This is a genomic window from Paraplanobispora siamensis (assembly GCF_016863175.1).
Taxonomy (GTDB): Bacteria; Actinomycetota; Actinomycetes; order Streptosporangiales; family Streptosporangiaceae; genus Planobispora; species Planobispora siamensis.
The window spans coordinates 240471-258901 of record NZ_BOOJ01000008.1 but is presented as its reverse complement, the minus strand read 5'-3'; the positions used below and the strand labels follow the sequence as shown (position 1 = coordinate 258901).

The window sequence follows — 18431 nt, the reverse complement described above, 5'->3', positions numbered from 1 at the left end:
AGGCGAGCGACGGGACGCGCTCACCGCACGATCCTGCGGAACCGGCGACACGACCCGGCCCATCATCGCCCCCGGGAGGACTGCAGCTCGGCCCGGAGCGCCGGGGTCAGAACCTGGCCGGCCCGGTCGACGAGCAGGGTCATCTGGTAGGCCACCAGACCCATGTCGCACTCGGGGGAGGCCAGAACGGCGAGGACCGAACCGTCGCTGATCGCCATGACCAGCAGCAGGCCCCGCTCCATCTCGACCACGGTCTGGGTGACGGCACCACCCTCGAAGACGCGGGAGGCGCCCACGGTCAGGCTGAGCAGTCCGGCCGCGACGGCGGCGAGCTGGTCGGCGCGGTCGTCCGGGAAGCCTTCGGAGCTGGCGATCCGCAGCCCGTCGGCCGACACGACCACCGCGTGCGCGACACCGGGAGTGCCGCGGACGAACTCCGTGATCAACCAGTCGAACCTGCGGGCCTCATGGCTCAGAGTGGTCACTGGCCCTCCTCCTTTTCCGCCATGTTCCTGGCGGTGTCCTCATATAGTTCCGCACGGCCCCGCCGCACGCCCTGCTGGAAGCTCGACAACCGGTTCCGCACCCGCTCGGCGGAGATGGGCGGCATCGGGGTCGAAGGCACACTGGCCGCGGTGCCGGGCACCAGGTTGGCCTTGGGGGTCCGCTTGGGCAAGCCCGCCGCAGTGATCCCTCCGAGACTGGGGTCGCTGGCCGCCTGGGCGGCCTGCCAGCCGGCGTCGGCGGGAGTGTGCCAGTTCTCGGGCTCACGCACCGGAGCCGGCGTCCTGGTCCGCACGGAGATCGGCTCCCTGACCGGGACCGGGACCTCCTCCTCGGCCGGCACGCCGGTGGCGATGCCGACCGCGGGCGTGATCTCCTCCACGGGGACGTCGTCCGCGACCGCCTCGGCCTCCCGGGCCGGGCCCTCCGGCTGCTCGACCGGCTCCTCGACGCTCTCCGCCCTGCGGAACCAGGCCGACTCCACGGAGGCGAAGATGGGCAGGAACTCCTCCTGCTCGGCGTCGAGCGGGGAGACGCCCACCGCGGGCATCGAGGCGGTGACGGGGTCGTCGTGGGAGACCTGTCCCCAGGCGGAGAACGCGGCTCCGGCGGGGTCGCCGGAGGCGCCCGGCCCCGCGGGGGCGCCGTTCAGGCCGTTCAGCCCGTTCAGCCCGTTCAGGCCACCGGCCTGGCGCCGGGGAAGGGGCGCCTCGGCGCTCTGCGTGAACGCCTCCCCGTTGCGCGGGAAGGTCTCGTTGCTCTGCGTGAAGGAGCTGAAGGAGGACGAGACCGGCTGCCGGGGGTCCGGCACCGGACGCTCGGGAGAGGGCGCCGGCGGCAGCGAGTTCTGCCCGAACGAGCCCTGGCCGATCGAGGGCTGGTTGAGCGAGCTCTGCCCGAAGGACGTCTGGCCGAAGGAGCCCTGGCCGAAGGACGGCTGCCCGAACGAGCCCTGACCGAAGGAGTTCTGCGACATGGAGGGCTCGGCCCCCCACGACGGGGTCGGGACCTGCTGGGCCGCCGCGACGATGAGCTCCGGCGGGAACAGGACCATGGCGATGAGGCCGCCGCCCTCCTGCGGGCGGAGCTGGACGCGGATGCCGTGGCGCAGGGCCAGGCGGCCGACCACGAACAGGCCCATCCGGCGCGACACCGACACGTCCACGACGGGCGGGTCGGCCAGGCGGCGGTTCGTCTCGACGAGCTCCTCGGCCGTCATGCCGATGCCCGCGTCGCTGACCGCGAGCAGCGCGCCGCCGCCCTCGATCATGCTGCTGGAGACGACGACCTGGCTGGCCCGGGGGGAGAACTGGATGGCGTTCTCCACCAGCTCGGCCACCAGGTGGACGATGTCGTTGGCGGCGCTTCCGGCGACCGAGATCGCGCGGTGCACCTTGACCTGGACCCGCTCGTAGTCCTCGACCTCCGACAGCGAGGCGCGCACGACGTCCACGAGCTTGGCCGGCTGGCTGCGCCGGCGGGTCGGCTCGTGGCCGGCGAGGACCAGGAGGTTCTCGGAGTTGCGGCGCATGCGGGTGGCCAGGTGGTCGAGCTTGAACAGGTCGGCCAGACGGCCGCCGTCCTGCTCGCCCTTCTCCAGACCGTCGATGAGCGAGATCTGCCGTTCCACCAGGGTCTGGGTCCGGCGCGAGAGGTTGACGAACATCGCGCTGATGTTGGAGCGGAGTTCGGACTCCTCGGCCGCGAGCCGTACGGCCTGCCGGTGGACCTCGTCGAAGGCCTTGGCGACTTCCCCGATCTCGTCGTGGCTGTCGACCGAGATGGGGGCCACCTCGGGGGCCGCGGTGTCACCGGAGACCCGCAGCTGGCGCACGACCTCGGGGAGCTTGAACCCGGCGACGTCCAGCGCCTCGGCCCGCAGGCGGCGCAGGGGCATGACCATCGAGCGGGCGATGAGGACGGTCAGGCCGAGGACCAGCAGGAGCAGGGCCAGGATCATGCCGGAGGCGATGATCGCGACACGCTGCTCGGTGTCCTCCAGCTCGCGGGCCCGGGTGATCACGTCACCGGCGACCTTGGTCTCGACCTTCTTGATCCGTTCCAGGACCTCGGTGTTGTCGTTGAACCACTGCCTGACCTCGGCCAGGTCGCTCAGCAGGCGGCCGCTGGCGTTGGGGTTGCTCGCCAGCGCGATCGCCTTGGACTTCGTCAGCTCGGCGCGGTGCACCTTCTCGTCGACGAGGGCGGTGCTGAGCAGCTGGCCGTTGGTCGCGCCCGCCTCGATCGCGAACTCGGTCTTGCGCTCCTCCATCCGCGAGCGGGAGGCGATGAACTCCTCGACCTGCTGCGCGCTGATCAGTGAGGGCTCGTAGTAACCGGCCAGCAGGCGGGCCCGCTGCTTGGAGACCTCCTCCTTGGCGTAGGCCAGCGCGCTGAGGCCGCGGGCGCTGCCGGCGATCCCCGGGTCGTCACCGACCAGGGCGAGCTCGTCGTGCAGCTGGAGCAGCGGGTTGATCAGGAAGCTGTACCGCTCGGCACGCACGGTGCCGGGCAGTTCGCGCGTCGTGTTCAGGCTGTCGAGCTGGTAGCCGGCGTCCCTGGCGGCCTTGACCGCTCGGGGGCCGTAGGAGTCGTCGATCGCCCGCAGGTCCTGGCGCACCCTCTGCAACAGGGTGTCGACCGTCTTGCGCTGCGCGTCGGCGCTGCTCACCAGGGTCTTGTTGGAGGGCTGGAACGCGGCCCAGGTCCCCCGGTCACGTTCCAATCCCATCGCCTGGGCCAGATCACGCAGCCGGGAGGAGTACTCCGCCGCGGCCGCCGTGCGCTGGTAGCCGGCGACGCTGTCGACGGAGGCCGCCACACGCGCTCCGGCGAGCACGACGCCCACGGTCGTCGGCACCAGGATCAGCGCCGTCAGACGCGTCCGCACGCGCCAGTTCCGCAGACCGAATCGGGCGGCAGGCCGCTTGCCGCGGTCTCGCACCGACGCGTTCTCGCTATCGGTAGGTCCCGTCGTCACCGCTCTCGCTACCCTTCACCATCACGACATGAGTGGCCTCATAAGACCACACGCTCACGGGACAGAACCGACATAGCCGACAAACCGGACTTAATCGTTACAAAGGTGACGAGAGACTGATTTGCGATGGTTATCGCAACGCTGCCAGTATCTGATCGCGCACCTGTGCACGCTGGGCCTCATCCGTAAGAGGACGTCCGGCCCTGTCGACCACGTAGAAGACATCCACCGCCTCTGCGCCGAGAGTCTCGACCCGCGCAGCCCGTACGTCAAGACCACATTCGCCAAAAGCTCTGCCAATTCGCCACAATAGCCCCGGACGGTCGTGGGCGCGTACTTCTATGACAGTAGCCGTGTGAGATGCGTCATCGACCAAAGTCACCCGAGGGGGCGCCACCGGCACCCGGGCGGGGCGCATCGAACGGGTACGGCGGGCCAACCGCTGCTCGATGTCGAGCCTGCCGGCCAGCACCAGGCGCAGATCGGCCTCCAGCGTCGCCGGGTCGGGCGGCGTGCCGTACTCGGGGACGACCGAGAACTCGATGACGGCGGTCGAGCCCGCCGAGGCCGCGGAGGCGGCCCGTACCACCATCCGGTGCGCGGCCAGCACCCCCGCCGCGCGCCACAGCAGCCCCGCCCGGTCGGGCGCGACCACGGTGACCGCTCCCCCGTTGACCCGGATCGCGCCGCCGCCGTGCCGCGCCAGCGACGCCTGCTCCGCGGACAGGGAGGGCGCGGGCGGCAGGGGGGTGCCCGACAGCACCGAGCGCACCCGGCGCACCAGGTCGGTGACCAGTGAGGCCTTCCAGGCGTTCCAGGCGGCCGGCCCCGTGGCGTTGCCGTCGGCCACCGCCAGCGCGGCGAGCAGTTCCAGGACCTCACGCGAACCGACCGCCCCGGCCACCCGGGAGATCGTCACCGGGTCGTCCAGGTCGCGCCGGGTGGCGGTCTCCGGCAGCAGCAGGTGGTGGCGGACGACCGTTTCGAGGATGTCCACGTCCGCCGGGGGCAGTCCCATCCGGGTGCCGATGTCGCGGGCGACGACCGCGCCGGTCGTGGAGTGGTCGCCCGGATACCCCTTTCCGATGTCGTGCAGAAGCGCGCAGATGAGCAGCAGGTCGGGCCGGGACACCTCGCGGGTGAAGGCGGCGGCTCCGGCCGCGGTCTCGATCAGGTGCCGGTCCACCGTGTAGCGGTGCACCGGGTTGCGCTGGGGGCGGTGCCGTACCCGCTCCCAGTCGGGCAGCAGCCGTACCAGCACGCCCGCCTGGTCCAGCTCCTCCCAGACCGGCACCGCCGCGCGGCCGGCGCCCAGCAGCGCCACCAGCGCGTCGCGCGCCTCGTCCGGCCAGGGGACCGGCATCGGCGGCGACTGGGAGGCCAGGGCGTTCACCGTGGCGGGGGCCAGCGGCAGGCCCGCCTCCGCCGCCGCGGCGGCGGCGCGCAGGACGAGCACGGGGTCCTTGCGCGGGCTGACGCCGCGGGCCAGCGCCACCTCGCCGCCGTGCTCGACGACGCCGTCGGCCAGCGGGCGGCGCCCCCGCGGGGCCGGGCCCGACAGCAGCCGTTCCACGGTGCGCCAGGTGCCGTCGAAGGCGTGGGCGATCGTCCGGCCCGCCTCGGCCAGCCTGCGCATGAGCGCCTCGGCGTCCAGCAGGCCCAGGATCCCGGCGACCGCGTCCTGCTCCTGCAGCACCAGCCGGTCGGTCCCGCGCGCGGTCACCAGGTGCAGGCCGTGCCTGACGTCCAGCAGGAGTTCGTAGGCCTCGCGGACCCGGGGACCGGGCGCGGAGGCGACCCAGGCGGCGGCCACGGCCTGCATCGCCTGCACGTCGCGCAGCCCGCCGCGGGCGTCGCGCAGGTCGGGTTCGAGCAGGAAGGCCAGCTCGCCGCTCGACTCCGTCCGCCGGTCGGCGGCGTCGCGCAGCTCGCCCAGGCGGCGCCGGGAGTCGGCCCGCCACTCGGCGAGCACGACCTCCCGGGCCGCCCGCGTCAGTTCGGGGTCCCCCGCCACGTGCCTGGCCTGGATCAGCCCGAGCACCGCCTTGAGGTCCTCGCGCGCGACCTTGGCCGCCTCGTCCACGGTCCGCACGGAGTGGTCGAGGTTCACGCCCGAGTCCCAGATCGGGTACCAGACGCGGTCCGCGATCCGGGCGACGTCGTCGCGGCCGTCGTGCAGCAGGACCAGGTCCAGATCACTGCCCGGGGCCAGTTCCGAACGGCCCAGGCTCCCGACCGCGACGAGCGCGACCCCGCTCAGGGCGCCGCGCTCGTCGATTCCTCTGATGTCCCCGTCGCGCCCGTACGGCGTGCCGCAGGCGGTGCGGAGCAGGTCCGTCAGCCAGCGGTCGACGTCCGCGGCCCGCTCCTTGCGGGCCGCGGCGTACGAGCGGGTGTCGCCTCTCACCGGTCAGAGCGCCTCGGGGCCGCGTTCCCCGGTGCGGACCCGGATCACCGTGTCCACCGGGACGGACCAGACCTTGCCGTCACCGATCTTCCCGGTCTGCGCCGCCTTGACGATGACGTCGATGACGTCCTCGGCGTCGTCCTCCTCGGCGAGCACCTCCAGCCGGACCTTGGGGACCAGGTCCACCTGGTACTCGGCTCCGCGGTAGACCTCGGTGTGGCCGCGCTGCCGGCCGTACCCGCTGGCCTCGCTGACCGTCATGCCCTTGATGCCGAACTGCTCCAGGGCCGCCTTCACGTCATCGAGCTTGAAGGGCTTGATGACCGCCGTGATGAGTCTCATGCGTCCACCTTCTTACCCGCCGGGGCCACCGCCGGGCCGTTGGGGGCGGCCACGCCGGAGGCGTGGAAGGTGCCCAGGTCGTAGCCGGTCTCGGCGTGCGTGGTGATGTCGATGCCCGCGACCTCGTCCTCCGCGGTGATCCGGAAGCCCATCGTCTTGTCGATGATCTTGCCGAGGATGTAGGTCACGACGAACGAGTAGCCGCCGACCGCCACCGGGCCCAGGACCTGGAGTCCGAGCTGGGTCCAGCCGCCGCCGTAGAACAGGCCCTTGTTCTGGCCGTCCAGGAAGGGGTAGGCCGCGACGAAGCCCAGCGCCACGGCGCCGATCACACCGCCGACCAGGTGCACGCCCACCACGTCGAGCGAGTCGTCGTAGCCGAGCTTGTACTTCAGGCCGACCGCGTAGGCGCAGGCCGCACCGGCCAGCAGGCCGATCAGCATCGCGGCCCAGGGGTCGACGAAACCACAGGCCGGGGTGATCGCGACCAGACCGGCGACCGCGCCGGAGGCGACGCCCAGCGAGGTGGCGTGGCCGTCGCGGATCTTCTCCACGATGAGCCAGGCGCCCGCCGCGACGGCGGTGGCGATCTGGGTGTTCATGAACGCCAGTCCGGCGGTGGCGTCTGCCGCCAGCTCGGAGCCCGCGTTGAAGCCGAACCAGCCGAACCACAGCAGGCCCGCGCCCAGGAGCACCAGGGTGAGGTTGTGCGGGCGCATGGGCTCCTTGCGCCATCCGGCGCGCTTGCCCAGCACCAGCGCCAGGGCCAGGGCTGCGGCTCCGGCGTTGATGTGCACGACCGTACCGCCGGCGAAGTCCTCGATGCCCAGCTGCGTCAGCCAGCCGCCGCCCCACACCCAGTGGGCGACCGGGAAGTACACGATCGAGGCCCAGACGACGCTGAAGACCACCCAGGCGCCGAACTTGGCCCGGTCGGCGATCGCGCCGCTGATCAGCGCGACGGTGATGATGGCGAAGGTCAGCTGGAAGGCGGAGAAGACCATCATCGGGAACGTGTCGTTGTAGGCGGCCTCGTTGACGCCCATCAGGCCGATGTTGTCGAGCCCGCCGACGAGCTTGTTGAGGAAGCCGTCGCCCTCACCGACCGTGTCGAACGCGAGGGAGTACCCGAAGAGCACCCACGTGATCGTCACGGTGATGATGCTGACGAACGACATCATCATCATGTTCAGGACGCTCTTGGCCCTGGTCATGCCCCCGTAGAAGAACGCGAGGCCCGGCGTCATGAGCAGCACGAGTGCGGTGCTTATGAGCATCCAGGCAGTGGAGCCGCTATCGATCTTCATTCGACGCGACCCTCCTTCCGATTGGCGTGTGGCCGGTTGCACAGTCGCAGTGGGCGCTTCCAGGGCTCCTTCGACCGGCCGCGCACTGACGTTCCTGCCGGGAGAGCGAGCCGTGCCCTCTGTGCCTTCCGACACCCGGAGCACTCCGTGGCCCGGTTTCCTCTCCCGTGCGCCACAGCGTGTTCTCCGCCGGTTTCGGGGCACGACCCCGGGTGTTTCGCATCTGTGAAACTCGACAGGGTGGTGTTTCGACCTTGTTTCGGACAGCTCACCTTCGGTAGCCGGGGCAGCCGCAAATAGACTTAGGCCCGCCTTACCTGATCGATCGAAGGAGAATCGATGACCACGCGCCTGGACGGACTCGCCAAGGCCGCGGCCGCCGTGCTTGTGTCCGTCCTCGCCCTGTCCGCCTGCGGCTCCTCGGGTTCCTCCGGCGCCCCGGGAGACGGTACGGCCGCGCAGCAGGAGGGCCCCACCCGCACCGTCAAGCACGCGATGGGCGAGACCAAGGTGCCCGAATCGCCCAAGCGCGTCGTCGTCCTCGACACCGACAAGCTCGACACGCTGGTCTCCCTGGGGCTCTCCCCGGTCGGCGCGGCGCAGGCCTCCGAGAATCAGGCATGGCCGAAATACCTCGGCGCGGCGCTCGCCTCCACCAAGGCCGTCGGCACGCTCCAGTCGCCCAACCTGGAGGCCATCACGGCCCTCAAGCCGGACCTGATCCTCGGCTCGAAGTTCCGGCAGGAGCAGTTCTACGCCAAGCTCAGCCAGATCGCGCCCACCGTCTTCACCGAGAAGGTCGGCATCACCTGGAAGGAGAACTTCCTCCTCGACGCCGAGGCGCTGAACAAGAAGGCCGAGGCCGACAGGCTCCTGGCCGCCTACCGGGACAGGGCCGAGAACCTGGGCGGCGCCCCGGAGGTCGAGGTGAGCATCGTGCGCTTCATGCCCGACCAGATCCGGATGTACGGCCCCGAGTCGTTCAGCGGCATCGTCGTCGGCGACGCCGGCTTCGGCCGCCCCGAACCGCAGCGCCTGGAGAGCGCCCAGGACAGGCGCTTCGGCGAGCTGAGCCAGGAGAACCTCGCCCAGGCGGACGGCGACGTGCTGTTCTACAGCGCCTACGGCCGGCAGGCCGCCGAGAGCCAGGCCGCCGTCACCGCCGGTCCCCTCTGGAAGAACCTCACCGCCGTGAAGGACGGCAAGGCCCACAACGTCGACGACGAGACCTGGATGCTCGGCATCGGCGTCACGGCCGCCGGCAAGATCCTCGACGACCTCGAGAAGTACGCCAGGCCCTGACCCCCGTCCCCGGGCCGCGGGCTAGCCGGGCGGGCCCGCCGGTTCGGTGCGGTGCAGAGTGCGTTCGAGCATGGCCCGCAGGTCCGCGTCGAGCGGGACGCCGGTCGTGGCCTCCCAGGTCTCGACGAGGTCCGCGGCGTCGCCGAAGAACCGGCGCATCAGGTCGAACAGCTCGCCGTAGAAGCCCGCGACGAGCGCGATGAGGTGGAGGCGCTCGGGAAACGGCCCGCCCGCGCCGAGATAGTTCTCGAGCTGCGGCCGGGCCCGGGCCAGCTCCCCGTCCGCCCAGGCGCCGGCCGAGCGCAGGGCCCGGGCCAGTTGCTCGGGGGTGCCCTGGTCGGCGAAGGTCACCCGCAGCATCGTCTCGATCTCGAACAGCGGAGCGGCCGGCTCGGTGTCGAGCCACGTCTCCAGCGCGCGGCGGCCGGCGGGGGTGATGCGGTACTGCGCCCGGGTCCGGCCGCCCCGGCGCTGACGGGTGACGCGGGCCAGGCCCGCCCCGACCAGCTTCTTCGGCTCGGTGTAGAGCAGGCTCTCTGACTTCGGCCACACGAAGTGCAGGCTGCGCCGCATCTGCTGGGTCAGCTCGTAGGCGGTCCACGGCCGGACCGCGAGCAGTCCCAGCAACGCGTACGAGGTGGTGGTGAGACGAGGCTGCTTCGGGGAGCTCACGCCCTTGACGCTACTCCAGTTTGGAGTAGCGTCGGTTTGCTCCAGACTGCAGCAGTCCGGCGTGGCACCCCCGGGCGGGCACGCATCCGCGAGGAGAGGCCGATGGCGAGGATCGAGCAGCTCGGCGGGCCGCCGGCGCGGGCCGAGGCCGTAACCGGGGAGATCCTGCGGGAGTACCTGGTGTGGTGCGGAGAACGGCTCGCCGCGGACCACGGAGTGGTGTTCGACGACACGGAGGCGACCGTGGCGGCGCACCACCGCGAGTTCACCCGGGAACTGCCCCACCTGCTGGGCCCGCGTGGACGCCTGCTCGTCGCGCGTACGGACTCCGGGGTGGTGGGGGTCGGCGCGCTCAAGCCCGTCGACTCCGCCGTGGCCGAGATCAAGCGCATGTACGTGCGCCCCCAGGCCAGGGGCCGGGGGATCGGGCGGGCGATCCTGGAGAGGCTGCTGGCCGACGCGCGCACGATCGGCTATCGGGCCGCGCGCCTGGAGACCGCGACGTTCATGCGCGAGGCCCATGCCCTGTACCGATCCCTCGGCTTCCGGGACAGGCCGATATTCGACCGCACCGAGGCCGGACTGTCCGGTCTGGACGCCTTCATGCTCTTCATGGAACTGCGGCTGGACCGCGCGGCGCGCCACCGTCCGGCGGACGTTTCCCGGACCGACACATAACTTGCATCGTTCGTTATCTTGTATCGTTCGTGTTTATGGCAGTAGGTTTGGCGCCATGAGCGCACCCGGGAATCCGACCCCCGCCGAGGAGCTGCGTGGTGCGGGACTGCGGGTGACCGCTGCTCGCGTCGCGCTGCTCGAGACCGTCAGGGACGGTGACCACCTCGACGTCGAGACCATCGCTTCCGGGGTGCGCGACCGTGTAGGCCATATCTCGCTTCAGGCCGTGTACGAGGCCCTCCACGCGCTCACCGCGGCGGGGCTCGTCCGGCGCATCGAACCGGCCGGCAGCCCGGCCCGGTTCGAGGGACGCGTCGGGGACAACCACCATCACGTCGTGTGCCGGTCCTGCGGTGCCGTCGCCGACGTCGACTGCGCGGTCGGCCACGCGCCGTGCCTGACAGCGTCCGACGACAACGGCTTCTCGATCGATGAGGCCGAGGTCGTCTACTGGGGGCTGTGCCCCGACTGTTCCACCGCCAAAGCTTCCTGAGCACCGTGATCCCCTAGTCAGAAGGATCTCCCCATGTCCGAGAACCACGATGCAATCGTCACCGACCCGAAGCCCGATAGCGCGGGCGGCTGCCCCGTCGCGCACGAGCGCGCCCTGCACCCGACCCAGGGCGGCGGGAACCGCCAGTGGTGGCCGGAGCGGCTCAACCTGAAGATCCTCGCCAAGAACCCCGCCGTGGCCAACCCCCTCGGCGAGGACTTCGACTACGCCGAGGCGTTCAAGAGCCTCGACCTCGCGGCCGTGAAGCGGGACATCGCGGAGGTGCTGACGACCTCTCAGGACTGGTGGCCGGCCGACTACGGCCACTACGGCCCGCTCATGATCCGGATGGCGTGGCACAGCGCGGGCACCTACCGCATCAGCGACGGCCGCGGCGGCGCCGGCGCCGGTCAGCAGCGCTTCGCCCCGCTCAACAGCTGGCCGGACAACGCCAACCTCGACAAGGCCCGCCGCCTGCTGTGGCCGGTCAAGAAGAAGTACGGCCAGAAGATCTCCTGGGCCGACCTCATGATCCTCACCGGCAACGTCGCCCTGGAGACCATGGGCTTCAAGACCTTCGGCTTCGCCGGCGGCCGCGAGGACGTCTGGGAGGCCGAGGAGGACGTCTACTGGGGTCCCGAGACCGCCTGGCTCGACGACAAGCGCTACACCGGCGACCGCGAGCTGGAGAACCCCCTGGGCGCGGTCCAGATGGGCCTCATCTACGTCAACCCGGAGGGCCCGAACGGCAACCCGGACCCGCTCGCCTCGGCCCGCGACATCCGTGAGACGTTCCGCCGGATGGCGATGAACGACGAGGAGACGGTCGCCCTGATCGCGGGTGGTCACACCTTCGGCAAGACCCACGGCGCGGGCCCGTCGGAGCACGTCGGCCCCGACCCCGAGGCCGCCTCGATCGAGGACCAGGGTCTCGGCTGGAAGAGCACCCACGGCACCGGCAAGGGCGGTGACACGATCACCAGCGGTATCGAGGTCACCTGGACGCCCACCCCGACGCAGTGGGACAACAGCTTCTTCGAGACCCTCTTCGGCTACGAGTGGGAGCTGGTCAAGAGCCCCGCCGGCGCGCACCAGTGGATGCCGAAGGACGGCGCCGGGGCCGACGCCGTCCCCGGTGCCCACGACCCGTCGAAGCGCCACGCCCCCGGCATGACGACGGCCGACCTCGCGCTCCGGGTCGACCCGATCTACGAGCAGATCTCCCGCCGCTTCCTGGAGAACCCCGACGAGTTCGCCGACGCCTTCGCCCGGGCGTGGTTCAAGCTGACCCACCGTGACATGGGCCCGGTCGTGCGCTACCTCGGCCCGGAGGTCCCCAGCGAGACGCTGATCTGGCAGGACCCGCTCCCCCCGGTGACGCACGAGCTCGTCGGCGACGAGGAGATCGCCGCCCTCAAGGCCCAGATCCTCGCCTCGGGCCTGTCGGTGTCCCAGCTCGTGTCCACCGCGTGGGCCTCGGCCTCCTCCTTCCGCGGCAGCGACAAGCGCGGCGGCGCCAACGGCGCCCGCATCCGCCTGGAGCCGCAGAGCGGGTGGGAGGTCAACGACCCCGACCAGCTCGCGACGGTGCTGCGCACCCTTGAGGGCATCCAGCAGTCCTTCAACGCCTCCCAGACCGGTGGCAAGCAGATCTCGCTGGCCGACCTCATCGTCCTCGCGGGCAGCGCGGCCGTCGAGCAGGCCGCCAAGAACGCCGGCTACGACGTCCGGGTCCCCTTCACCCCGGGCCGCGTGGACGCCTCCCAGGACGAGACCGACGTCGAGTCGTTCGCCGCCCTGGAGCCGACCGCCGACGGCTTCCGCAACTACCTCGGCAAGGGCAACCGCCTGCCGGCCGAGTACCTGCTGCTCGACAAGGCGAACCTGCTGAACCTCAGCGCCCCCGAGATGACCGTCCTCGTCGGCGGTCTGCGCGTCCTGGGCGCGAACTACCAGCAGTCGCCGCTCGGCGTCTTCACCACGACCCCCGGGTCGCTGACCAACGACTTCTTCGTCAACCTGCTCGACCTGGGCACGGCGTGGAAGGCCACCTCCGAGGACCAGAACACCTTCGAGGGCCGTGACGCCGTCACCGGCGAGGTCAAGTGGACCGGCACCCGCGCCGACCTCGTCTTCGGCGCCAACTCCGAGCTGCGCGCCCTCGCGGAGGTCTACGCGAGCGACGACGCCAGGGAGAAGTTCGTCAACGACTTCGTCGCGGCGTGGTTCAAGGTCATGAACCTCGACCGGTTCGACCTGGTCTGATCAGAAGGTCCGGGTCACTCCGGCGGCCGCCGCGGATCGTCCGCGGCGGCCGCCGCCGTTCTCACCACCGCTGCCCCGGGACGCTCACGCCCCGACGGTCCCGTCGATAGCGTCGAGGGCGGCATCGACTGACGCCTCGACTCCTCATCGGAGAGCCCGTCACACTTCATGTGGACGTACGGCGCCCCGCCCTGCGCTCCTTCCCGCCGGCATGGCCGCAAGGCAACGGCGCCCCATCCTGAACCGGCCCCGCACCTGCGCTTCAGCATCAGGACGCACGCTGGGCGCCCGGGAAAGCCCCGCCGCCCCGGCCCTGCCCGCCGTACAACGGCGCCGACCGCCACCGCTCCCCGCCCCGCCGTACCGGCGCCAGGTGAGCTGGTCCCGGTGCAGGGCAGCGTGGGCGAGGGCAGCGTCGCAGCGGGTTCGGCGTTGACGACGCTGGAGCCGTACCGGCGCCAGGCCTTGGTCTGTGTTCCGCGCCGTACCGGCGCCAACCCCGCCGGATACGACGCGGCCGTACGGGCAGACCCGTACGGCCGGAGAACGGGAAAAGAAGAGGTCAGGCCGCCATGGCCATCTTGCGCAGGCGGGCCAGGGCGTCGCGTTCGATGCGGCGGGCGCGGTCGCGGCCGATGCCGTAGCGTTCGCCGACCTCGGTGAGGGTGTGCTCGCGGCCGTCCATCAGGCCGTAGCGCCAGCGGAGCATCTCCCGGGTCTGGCCTTCGAGGCCGGTCAGCCACTCCTCGAGGCGCTCGCGCTCGAGGATGTCCATGGCCTGCTGCTCGGGGTCCGCCCAGGTCTCGTCGGCGATCATGTCGCCGAGTTCGGTCTCGTCCTCGTCGCCCACGCCGAGCTGGAGCGAGACCGGGTCGGAGGCCCAGCGGCGCAGTTCGCGGACCCGCTCGATGGGGAGCTCCAGCACCGCCGCCAGATCGGCGTCCGTCGGCTCCTGGTCGAACTCGGCGAGCATGTCGCGGCGGACGCGCATCAGCCTGGTCATCTGCTCCCCCGCGTGGGTCGGCAGCCGGACCGGGCGGGCCTGCTCGTGGATCGCGCGTCCCACGGACTGGCGGATCCACCACGTGGCGTAGGTCGAGAACTTGTAACCACGCCGATAGTCGAATTTCTCCACCGCCCGCACCAGTCCCAGGTTCCCCTCCTGGACCAGATCGATGAGCGGCATTCCCCGTCCGGAGTATTTGCGCGCGACCGCCACCACAAGACGTAGATTGGCCTGGATGAATTCGTCCTTGGCCCGCTGCCCCGAAATGGCCAGCCGTTCCAGCTCCTCATCGGCGGCGTCCGCGATTCGCGGTTCCGTCAACCCACTGTCCAGCAACTGCTCCGCGAAGAGGCCGGCCTCGATCCGCTTCGCGAGCTCGACCTCCTCCTCCGCGGTAAGCAGGGGGACCCGCCCGATCTCCGCCAGGTAGGTCCCCAGCAGGTCTCGGTCCGAGACCTGCTGATCCTGCATGCGATTCCCCGTCGGCCTTGCCATTCGGTGGCACCTCGTTCCGCCTGCTTATGGCCTGCCCGTCCGCTCGCTCCACGCCCCGCGCGAACGGACACGCCGCTTGCTCAATCAACGTGCGGTCCAGGGCAAAGATTCCCTAAAGGACTACGCCCACAGAATGGTTTCGCTTTCCTCCTCAAGGAGGATGCCGCGGCCCGCGATCGAATCCGCATACCCACCGTGGGCGGTTCACGCCTGACGGCGGCCCCCCTGCCAGACCTGCGCCACCAGGGGTACCCCGGGGCGGTAGGCCAGGTGGACGTACGACGGGGCCTCCAGGACCACCAGGTCGGCCCGGGCCCCCGTCCGCAGCGTCCCGACGTCCGTACGGCGCAGCGCGCGGGCCCCGCCCATCGTGGCGGCCCTGAGCGCCTCCAGCGGCGTCATGCCCATCTCCCGCACCGCCAGCGCCACGCAGAACGGCATGGAGGAGGTGAAGGAGGAACCCGGGTTGCAGTCGGTGGCCAGCGCGACGGTCACCCCGGCCTCCAGCAGGCGGCGGGCGTCGGGGTACGGCGAGCGGGTGGAGAACTCGGCGCCGGGCAGCAGGGTGGCCACCACCCCGGCCGAGGAGAGCGCCTCGACGTCGGCGTCGGACAGGTGGGTGCAGTGGTCGGCGGAGGCGGCCCCCAGCTCGGCTGCGATGGCCGCCCCCGGCCCCGGGCCGAGCTGGTTGGCGTGCAGGCGGGCCCGGAGCCCGGCCTTGATCCCGGCGGTCAGGATCTCCCTGGTCTGGTCGGCGTCGAAGGCTCCGCGCTCGCAGAAGACGTCCACCCACCTGGCGTACGGCGCGCAGGCCCGGAGCATCTCCCCGGTGACCGTGCGGACGTAGTCGTCGGCGGAGGCGGCGTCCGGCGGGACGACGTGCGCCCCCAGATAGGTCGTCTCCTCGGTGAACCCCCGCGCGATCCGCAGGCAGCGGCGCTCGTCGTCGACGCTCAGGCCGTAGCCGCTCTTGATCTCGACCGTGGTCGTGCCCTGGGCGAGCATCTCGGCGACCAGCCGGGACGTCCGCTCCGCGAGGAGGTCGTCGGAGGCGGCCCGGGTCGCGGCGACCGTGGTGCGGATGCCCCCGGCGGTGTAGCGCTCTCCCGACATCCGGGCGGTGAACTCGGCGGTGCGGTCCCCGGCGAAGACCAGGTGGGCGTGGCTGTCGACGAAGCCGGGGATGACGCAGCGCCCTTCGACGTCCACGCGTTCGTCGGCGTCCGGGGCCCGCCCGGCCGGGCCGGTCCACGCCACCCGGCCGTCCTCGACGACCAGGGCGGCCTGCTCGATCTCCTCGCGGCCGGGATCCCCCGTGTACAGCAGGCCGATCCGGTCGAACAACGTGCTCCCCGCCCGGGCCCCCTTCTCCGGAGTGGTCATGCCCTCACCCGCCGTGTCTCGCGGATCGCCTCGGCGAGCATCGCGCCGACGTCGCCCAGGATGTGACGGCCCTCGGCGACGGTCTGCCTGCCGCCGGAGACCACTGAGTGCACGTCCGCCGCCGTCGCGGCGAACACCGCGGTCTCGGCGGGCGGGCCGACGCCCGCCGTGCGGACCGAGTCCAGCCGGACGGAGACCAGGTCGGCCCAGGCCCCGGGGCACAGCATCCCCCCGTCGGGGAAGCCCAGCGAGGCGTGCCCGGTGACGGTGGCGGCCTGGAGCAGCTCGGCGGCCCGCCAGTGCCCGCGCCGCTCGGTGGCCAGCCGCTCGTCCAGTTCGACCGCGCGGGCCTCCTCGAACAGGTCGACGACCGCGTGGCTGTCGGAACCGAGCGTGATCGGCGAACCCGCCTCGGCCATCGCCCGCGCGGGGCCGATGCCGTCGGCCAGGTCGCGCTCCGTCGTGGGGCACATGCACACGTGCGTGCGGGATTGGCCCAGCAGCGCGATGTCCACCTCGGACACGTGCGTGGCGTGCACGGCCGTGGAGCGGGGGCCGAGCGCGCCGTGCTCGTGCAGCACCTGGACGGGCGTGGCGGAGTACTGCTCCACGCAGGAGGAGTTCTCGTCCCGCTGCTCGGACACGTGGGCGTGCAGCGGGGCGGCGTGGTGGTGGGAGAACGCGGCGACCGTGGGCATCTGCTCGGGCGGGACCGCGCGGATCGAGTGGATGGCCGCGCCGATCTCGACGTCCGGCTCACCGGCGTAGGCGGCGGCCAGCGCCTCGGCGCGCACGGCCCAGCGTTCGGCGTCGCCGTCGCCGAAGCGGAGCTGGACGCCGCTCAGCGGCGCCCGCACCCCGCCCGTCAGATAGCAGGTGTCCAGCAGCGCGATGCGCAGCCCCGCCTCCCTGGCGGCCTGGACGAGCGCGTGGCCCATGGCGTTCGGGTCGTCGTACGGCGTGCCGCCCGGTGCGTGGTGCAGATAGTGGAACTCTCCGACGCAGGTGATCCCGGCCAGCGCCATCTCGGCGAAGGCCGCCCTGGCCAGCCGGAGGTAGGAGTCGGGGTCCAGGGCGCCGGCCACGCCGTACATCTGCTCGCGCCAGGTCCAGAAGCTGCCCTTGCCGGTCTGGGCCGCCCCGCGCAGGGCCCGGTGGAAGGCGTGGGAGTGCGCGTTGGCGAGGCCGGGGAGGGTGAGCCCGGCCAGCCTGGTCGCCCCGGCCGGCGGCTCGGCCATCCCGGGCGTGACGGCGGTGATCCGCGATCCCGAGATCTCGACGAGGACGCCGGCGACGACCTCGCCCGGCGGCAGCCAGGCCAGCTCGCACCAGTAGGTCAGCTCCGGCACAGGTCCTCCAAGACTGCGGCGAGGGCGGCGACTCCGAGGTGACAGTCGGATCTTTCCGCATGTTCCTCGGGGGAGTGAGAGATTCCCGTCGGATTGCGCACGAACACCATCGCGCTGGGGACGCCCGCGGCGGCGAGGATCCCGGCGTCGTGCCCGGCCCCCGTCGGCAGCACCGGCACCGGTGCGGCGGGGTCGGCCGCGGCGGCCTCGGGCACTGGTGCGGCCGGATCGGGCGCCCCGGTCTCCGGCGGCGCCGTACGGCGGGCGAGCGCGGCGCCGATCACGGTGGCGAGGCGGTCGCGCATGGCGGCGCCGAATTCGACGGCCGGGGTCCAGGACTCGGTGCTCACCTCCGCCCCGGAGAAGGCGGTCAGCTCCCCGACCAGCGCCCGCACCGCCCGTTCGTCCCCGCCGCGGGCGTCGAGCCAGGCGCTGACCAGGCCGGGGACGGCGTTGGCGTTGCCCGGCGAGACGTGGAGCCTGCCGAAGGTGGCCACCACGCCGGCCCGCTCGGCGAGGGCGCGGGCCTGCAGCACGGTGCGGGCGAAGGGCAGCATGGGGTCGTCACGGTCCTCCAGGCGGGTGGTGCCCGCGTGGTTGGCCTGGCCGCGGAAGTCGAACCGCCAGCGCCCGTGCGGCCAGATCGCGCTGGCCACGCCGACCGGGTCGCCGCTGTGGACGAGCCCCCGGCCCTGCTCGACGTGCAGCTCCACGAAGACGCCGACGCGGCGCAGCGTCTCCTCGTCGCGGCCGAGCGCGCCGGGGTCGCGGCCGGCCCGGCGGAGCACCTCCGCCAGGCTGTCGCCGGCGTCGTCGGTCAGGCCGCGGGCCCGGTCGGGGTCGAGGACGCCGGTGAGCAGCCGGGAGCCCATGCACGGGACGCCGAACCTGGCCCCCTCCTCGTCGGTGAAACAGGCGATCCCCAGCGGCCGGGCGAGTTCGGCCCCCCGCTCGTCGAGCAGGTCCAGGGCGGCGAAGGCCGACACGATCCCGAGGGGGCCGTCGAAGGCGCCGCCCTGCCGTACGGAGTCGAGGTGGCTGCCGGTGACCACCCCGTCCCCCGCCGACGGGTCGCCCCGCCAGGCCCACAGGTTGCCGTTACGGTCGTGCTCCAGGTCGAGGCCGCGCCTGCCGGCCTCCTGCCGGAACCACTCGCGCAGTTCCAGGTCGGCTGGCGACCACGCGTCGCGCAGGTAGCCCCCGGTCCGGCCGTCGCGTCCGAGGTGCTCGATGGCACCCCACATCTCG

14 protein-coding genes are annotated in these 18431 nt (G+C 72.0%); 4 read left to right on the top strand and 10 right to left on the bottom strand.

What is annotated here, in order from left to right:
* Positions 1 to 62 precede the first annotated feature (62 nt).
* The 5 genes from Psi01_RS04040 to Psi01_RS04020 all read right to left on the bottom strand — a co-directional run bounded on the left by Psi01_RS04040 (position 63) and on the right by Psi01_RS04020 (position 7540).
* Complete coding sequence (locus tag Psi01_RS04040; protein WP_068921742.1) at positions 63 to 485, bottom strand: roadblock/LC7 domain-containing protein; 423 nt, start codon at positions 483 to 485, stop codon at positions 63 to 65.
* Positions 482 to 3394, bottom strand: coding sequence for a nitrate- and nitrite sensing domain-containing protein (locus Psi01_RS04035; RefSeq protein ID WP_204062546.1), 2913 nt, complete (start codon positions 3392 to 3394; stop codon positions 482 to 484). The genes Psi01_RS04040 and Psi01_RS04035 overlap by 4 nt, the downstream gene beginning before the upstream one ends.
* A 220-nt stretch (positions 3395 to 3614) precedes the next feature.
* Complete coding sequence (locus Psi01_RS04030) at positions 3615 to 5891, bottom strand: [protein-PII] uridylyltransferase (protein WP_204062545.1); 2277 nt, start codon at positions 5889 to 5891, stop codon at positions 3615 to 3617.
* A gap of 3 nt (positions 5892 to 5894) precedes the next feature.
* The gene (locus Psi01_RS04025) at positions 5895 to 6233 is read right to left on the bottom strand and encodes a P-II family nitrogen regulator (protein WP_049576418.1); all 339 of its coding nucleotides are present in this window, start codon (positions 6231 to 6233) and stop codon (positions 5895 to 5897) included.
* The gene (locus Psi01_RS04020) at positions 6230 to 7540 is read right to left on the bottom strand and encodes an ammonium transporter (protein WP_204062544.1); all 1311 of its coding nucleotides are present in this window, start codon (positions 7538 to 7540) and stop codon (positions 6230 to 6232) included. Before Psi01_RS04020 ends, Psi01_RS04025 begins: the two co-directional genes overlap by 4 nt.
* A 339-nt stretch (positions 7541 to 7879) precedes the next feature.
* On the opposite strand from Psi01_RS04020, the gene Psi01_RS04015 reads away from it, so the two are divergent.
* Complete coding sequence (locus Psi01_RS04015; RefSeq protein WP_204062543.1) at positions 7880 to 8842, top strand: ABC transporter substrate-binding protein; 963 nt, start codon at positions 7880 to 7882, stop codon at positions 8840 to 8842.
* A gap of 21 nt (positions 8843 to 8863) precedes the next feature.
* Here Psi01_RS04015 and Psi01_RS04010 read toward each other — a convergent pair whose 3' ends face one another.
* Positions 8864 to 9514, bottom strand: a complete 651-nt coding sequence (locus Psi01_RS04010; RefSeq protein WP_204062542.1) for a PadR family transcriptional regulator — start codon at positions 9512 to 9514, stop codon at positions 8864 to 8866.
* Between the two features lie 102 nt (positions 9515 to 9616).
* Here Psi01_RS04010 and Psi01_RS04005 point away from each other — a divergent pair, with 102 nt between their 5' ends.
* From Psi01_RS04005 to katG, 3 genes are read left to right on the top strand one after another with little or no spacing between them, the layout of a single operon-like run.
* Positions 9617 to 10192, top strand: a complete 576-nt coding sequence (locus tag Psi01_RS04005) for a GNAT family N-acetyltransferase (RefSeq protein WP_204062541.1) — start codon at positions 9617 to 9619, stop codon at positions 10190 to 10192.
* Positions 10193 to 10247: 55 nt separating this feature from the next.
* Positions 10248 to 10685, top strand: a complete 438-nt coding sequence (locus tag Psi01_RS04000) for a Fur family transcriptional regulator (RefSeq protein WP_204062540.1) — start codon at positions 10248 to 10250, stop codon at positions 10683 to 10685.
* A 33-nt stretch (positions 10686 to 10718) separates the two neighbouring features.
* Positions 10719 to 12950 (top strand): catalase/peroxidase HPI, encoded by a 2232-nt coding sequence (katG, locus tag Psi01_RS03995; protein WP_204062539.1) that lies wholly within the window; start codon positions 10719 to 10721, stop codon positions 12948 to 12950.
* Positions 12951 to 13512: 562 nt separating this feature from the next.
* Here katG and Psi01_RS03990 read toward each other — a convergent pair.
* The 4 genes from Psi01_RS03990 to Psi01_RS03975 form a co-directional block, all read right to left on the bottom strand.
* Positions 13513 to 14427 carry a sigma-70 family RNA polymerase sigma factor gene (locus Psi01_RS03990; protein WP_239127044.1) on the bottom strand — a complete coding sequence of 305 codons (915 nt, stop codon included), beginning with the start codon at positions 14425 to 14427 and terminating at the stop codon, positions 13513 to 13515.
* A 228-nt stretch (positions 14428 to 14655) separates the two neighbouring features.
* Positions 14656 to 15834, bottom strand: a complete 1179-nt coding sequence (gene hutI, locus Psi01_RS03985; protein WP_204062537.1) for an imidazolonepropionase — start codon at positions 15832 to 15834, stop codon at positions 14656 to 14658.
* Positions 15831 to 17183 (bottom strand): formimidoylglutamate deiminase, encoded by a 1353-nt coding sequence (locus Psi01_RS03980; protein ID WP_204062536.1) that lies wholly within the window; start codon positions 17181 to 17183, stop codon positions 15831 to 15833. The genes hutI and Psi01_RS03980 overlap by 4 nt, the downstream gene beginning before the upstream one ends.
* On the bottom strand, positions 17171 to 18427 hold the full coding sequence (locus tag Psi01_RS03975) for an allantoate amidohydrolase (RefSeq protein WP_204062570.1): 1257 nt from the start codon (positions 18425 to 18427) through the stop codon (positions 17171 to 17173). The genes Psi01_RS03980 and Psi01_RS03975 overlap by 13 nt, the downstream gene beginning before the upstream one ends.
* Between the last annotated feature and the right edge of the window lie 4 nt (positions 18428 to 18431).

Coding starts and splice junctions, on each gene's coding strand:
- Psi01_RS04025 (WP_049576418.1), bottom strand. CDS start 6,233: ATGAGACTCATCACGGCGGTCATCAAGCCCTTCAAGCTCGATGACGTG.
- Psi01_RS04020 (WP_204062544.1), bottom strand. CDS start 7,540: ATGAAGATCGATAGCGGCTCCACTGCCTGGATGCTCATAAGCACCGCA.
- Psi01_RS04015 (WP_204062543.1), top strand. CDS start 7,880: ATGACCACGCGCCTGGACGGACTCGCCAAGGCCGCGGCCGCCGTGCTT.
- Psi01_RS04005 (WP_204062541.1), top strand. CDS start 9,617: ATGGCGAGGATCGAGCAGCTCGGCGGGCCGCCGGCGCGGGCCGAGGCC.
- Psi01_RS04000 (WP_204062540.1), top strand. CDS start 10,248: ATGAGCGCACCCGGGAATCCGACCCCCGCCGAGGAGCTGCGTGGTGCG.
- katG (WP_204062539.1), top strand. CDS start 10,719: ATGTCCGAGAACCACGATGCAATCGTCACCGACCCGAAGCCCGATAGC.
- Psi01_RS03990 (WP_239127044.1), bottom strand. CDS start 14,427: ATGCAGGATCAGCAGGTCTCGGACCGAGACCTGCTGGGGACCTACCTG.
- hutI (WP_204062537.1), bottom strand. CDS start 15,834: ATGACCACTCCGGAGAAGGGGGCCCGGGCGGGGAGCACGTTGTTCGAC.
- Psi01_RS03975 (WP_204062570.1), bottom strand. CDS start 18,427: ATGTGGGGTGCCATCGAGCACCTCGGACGCGACGGCCGGACCGGGGGC.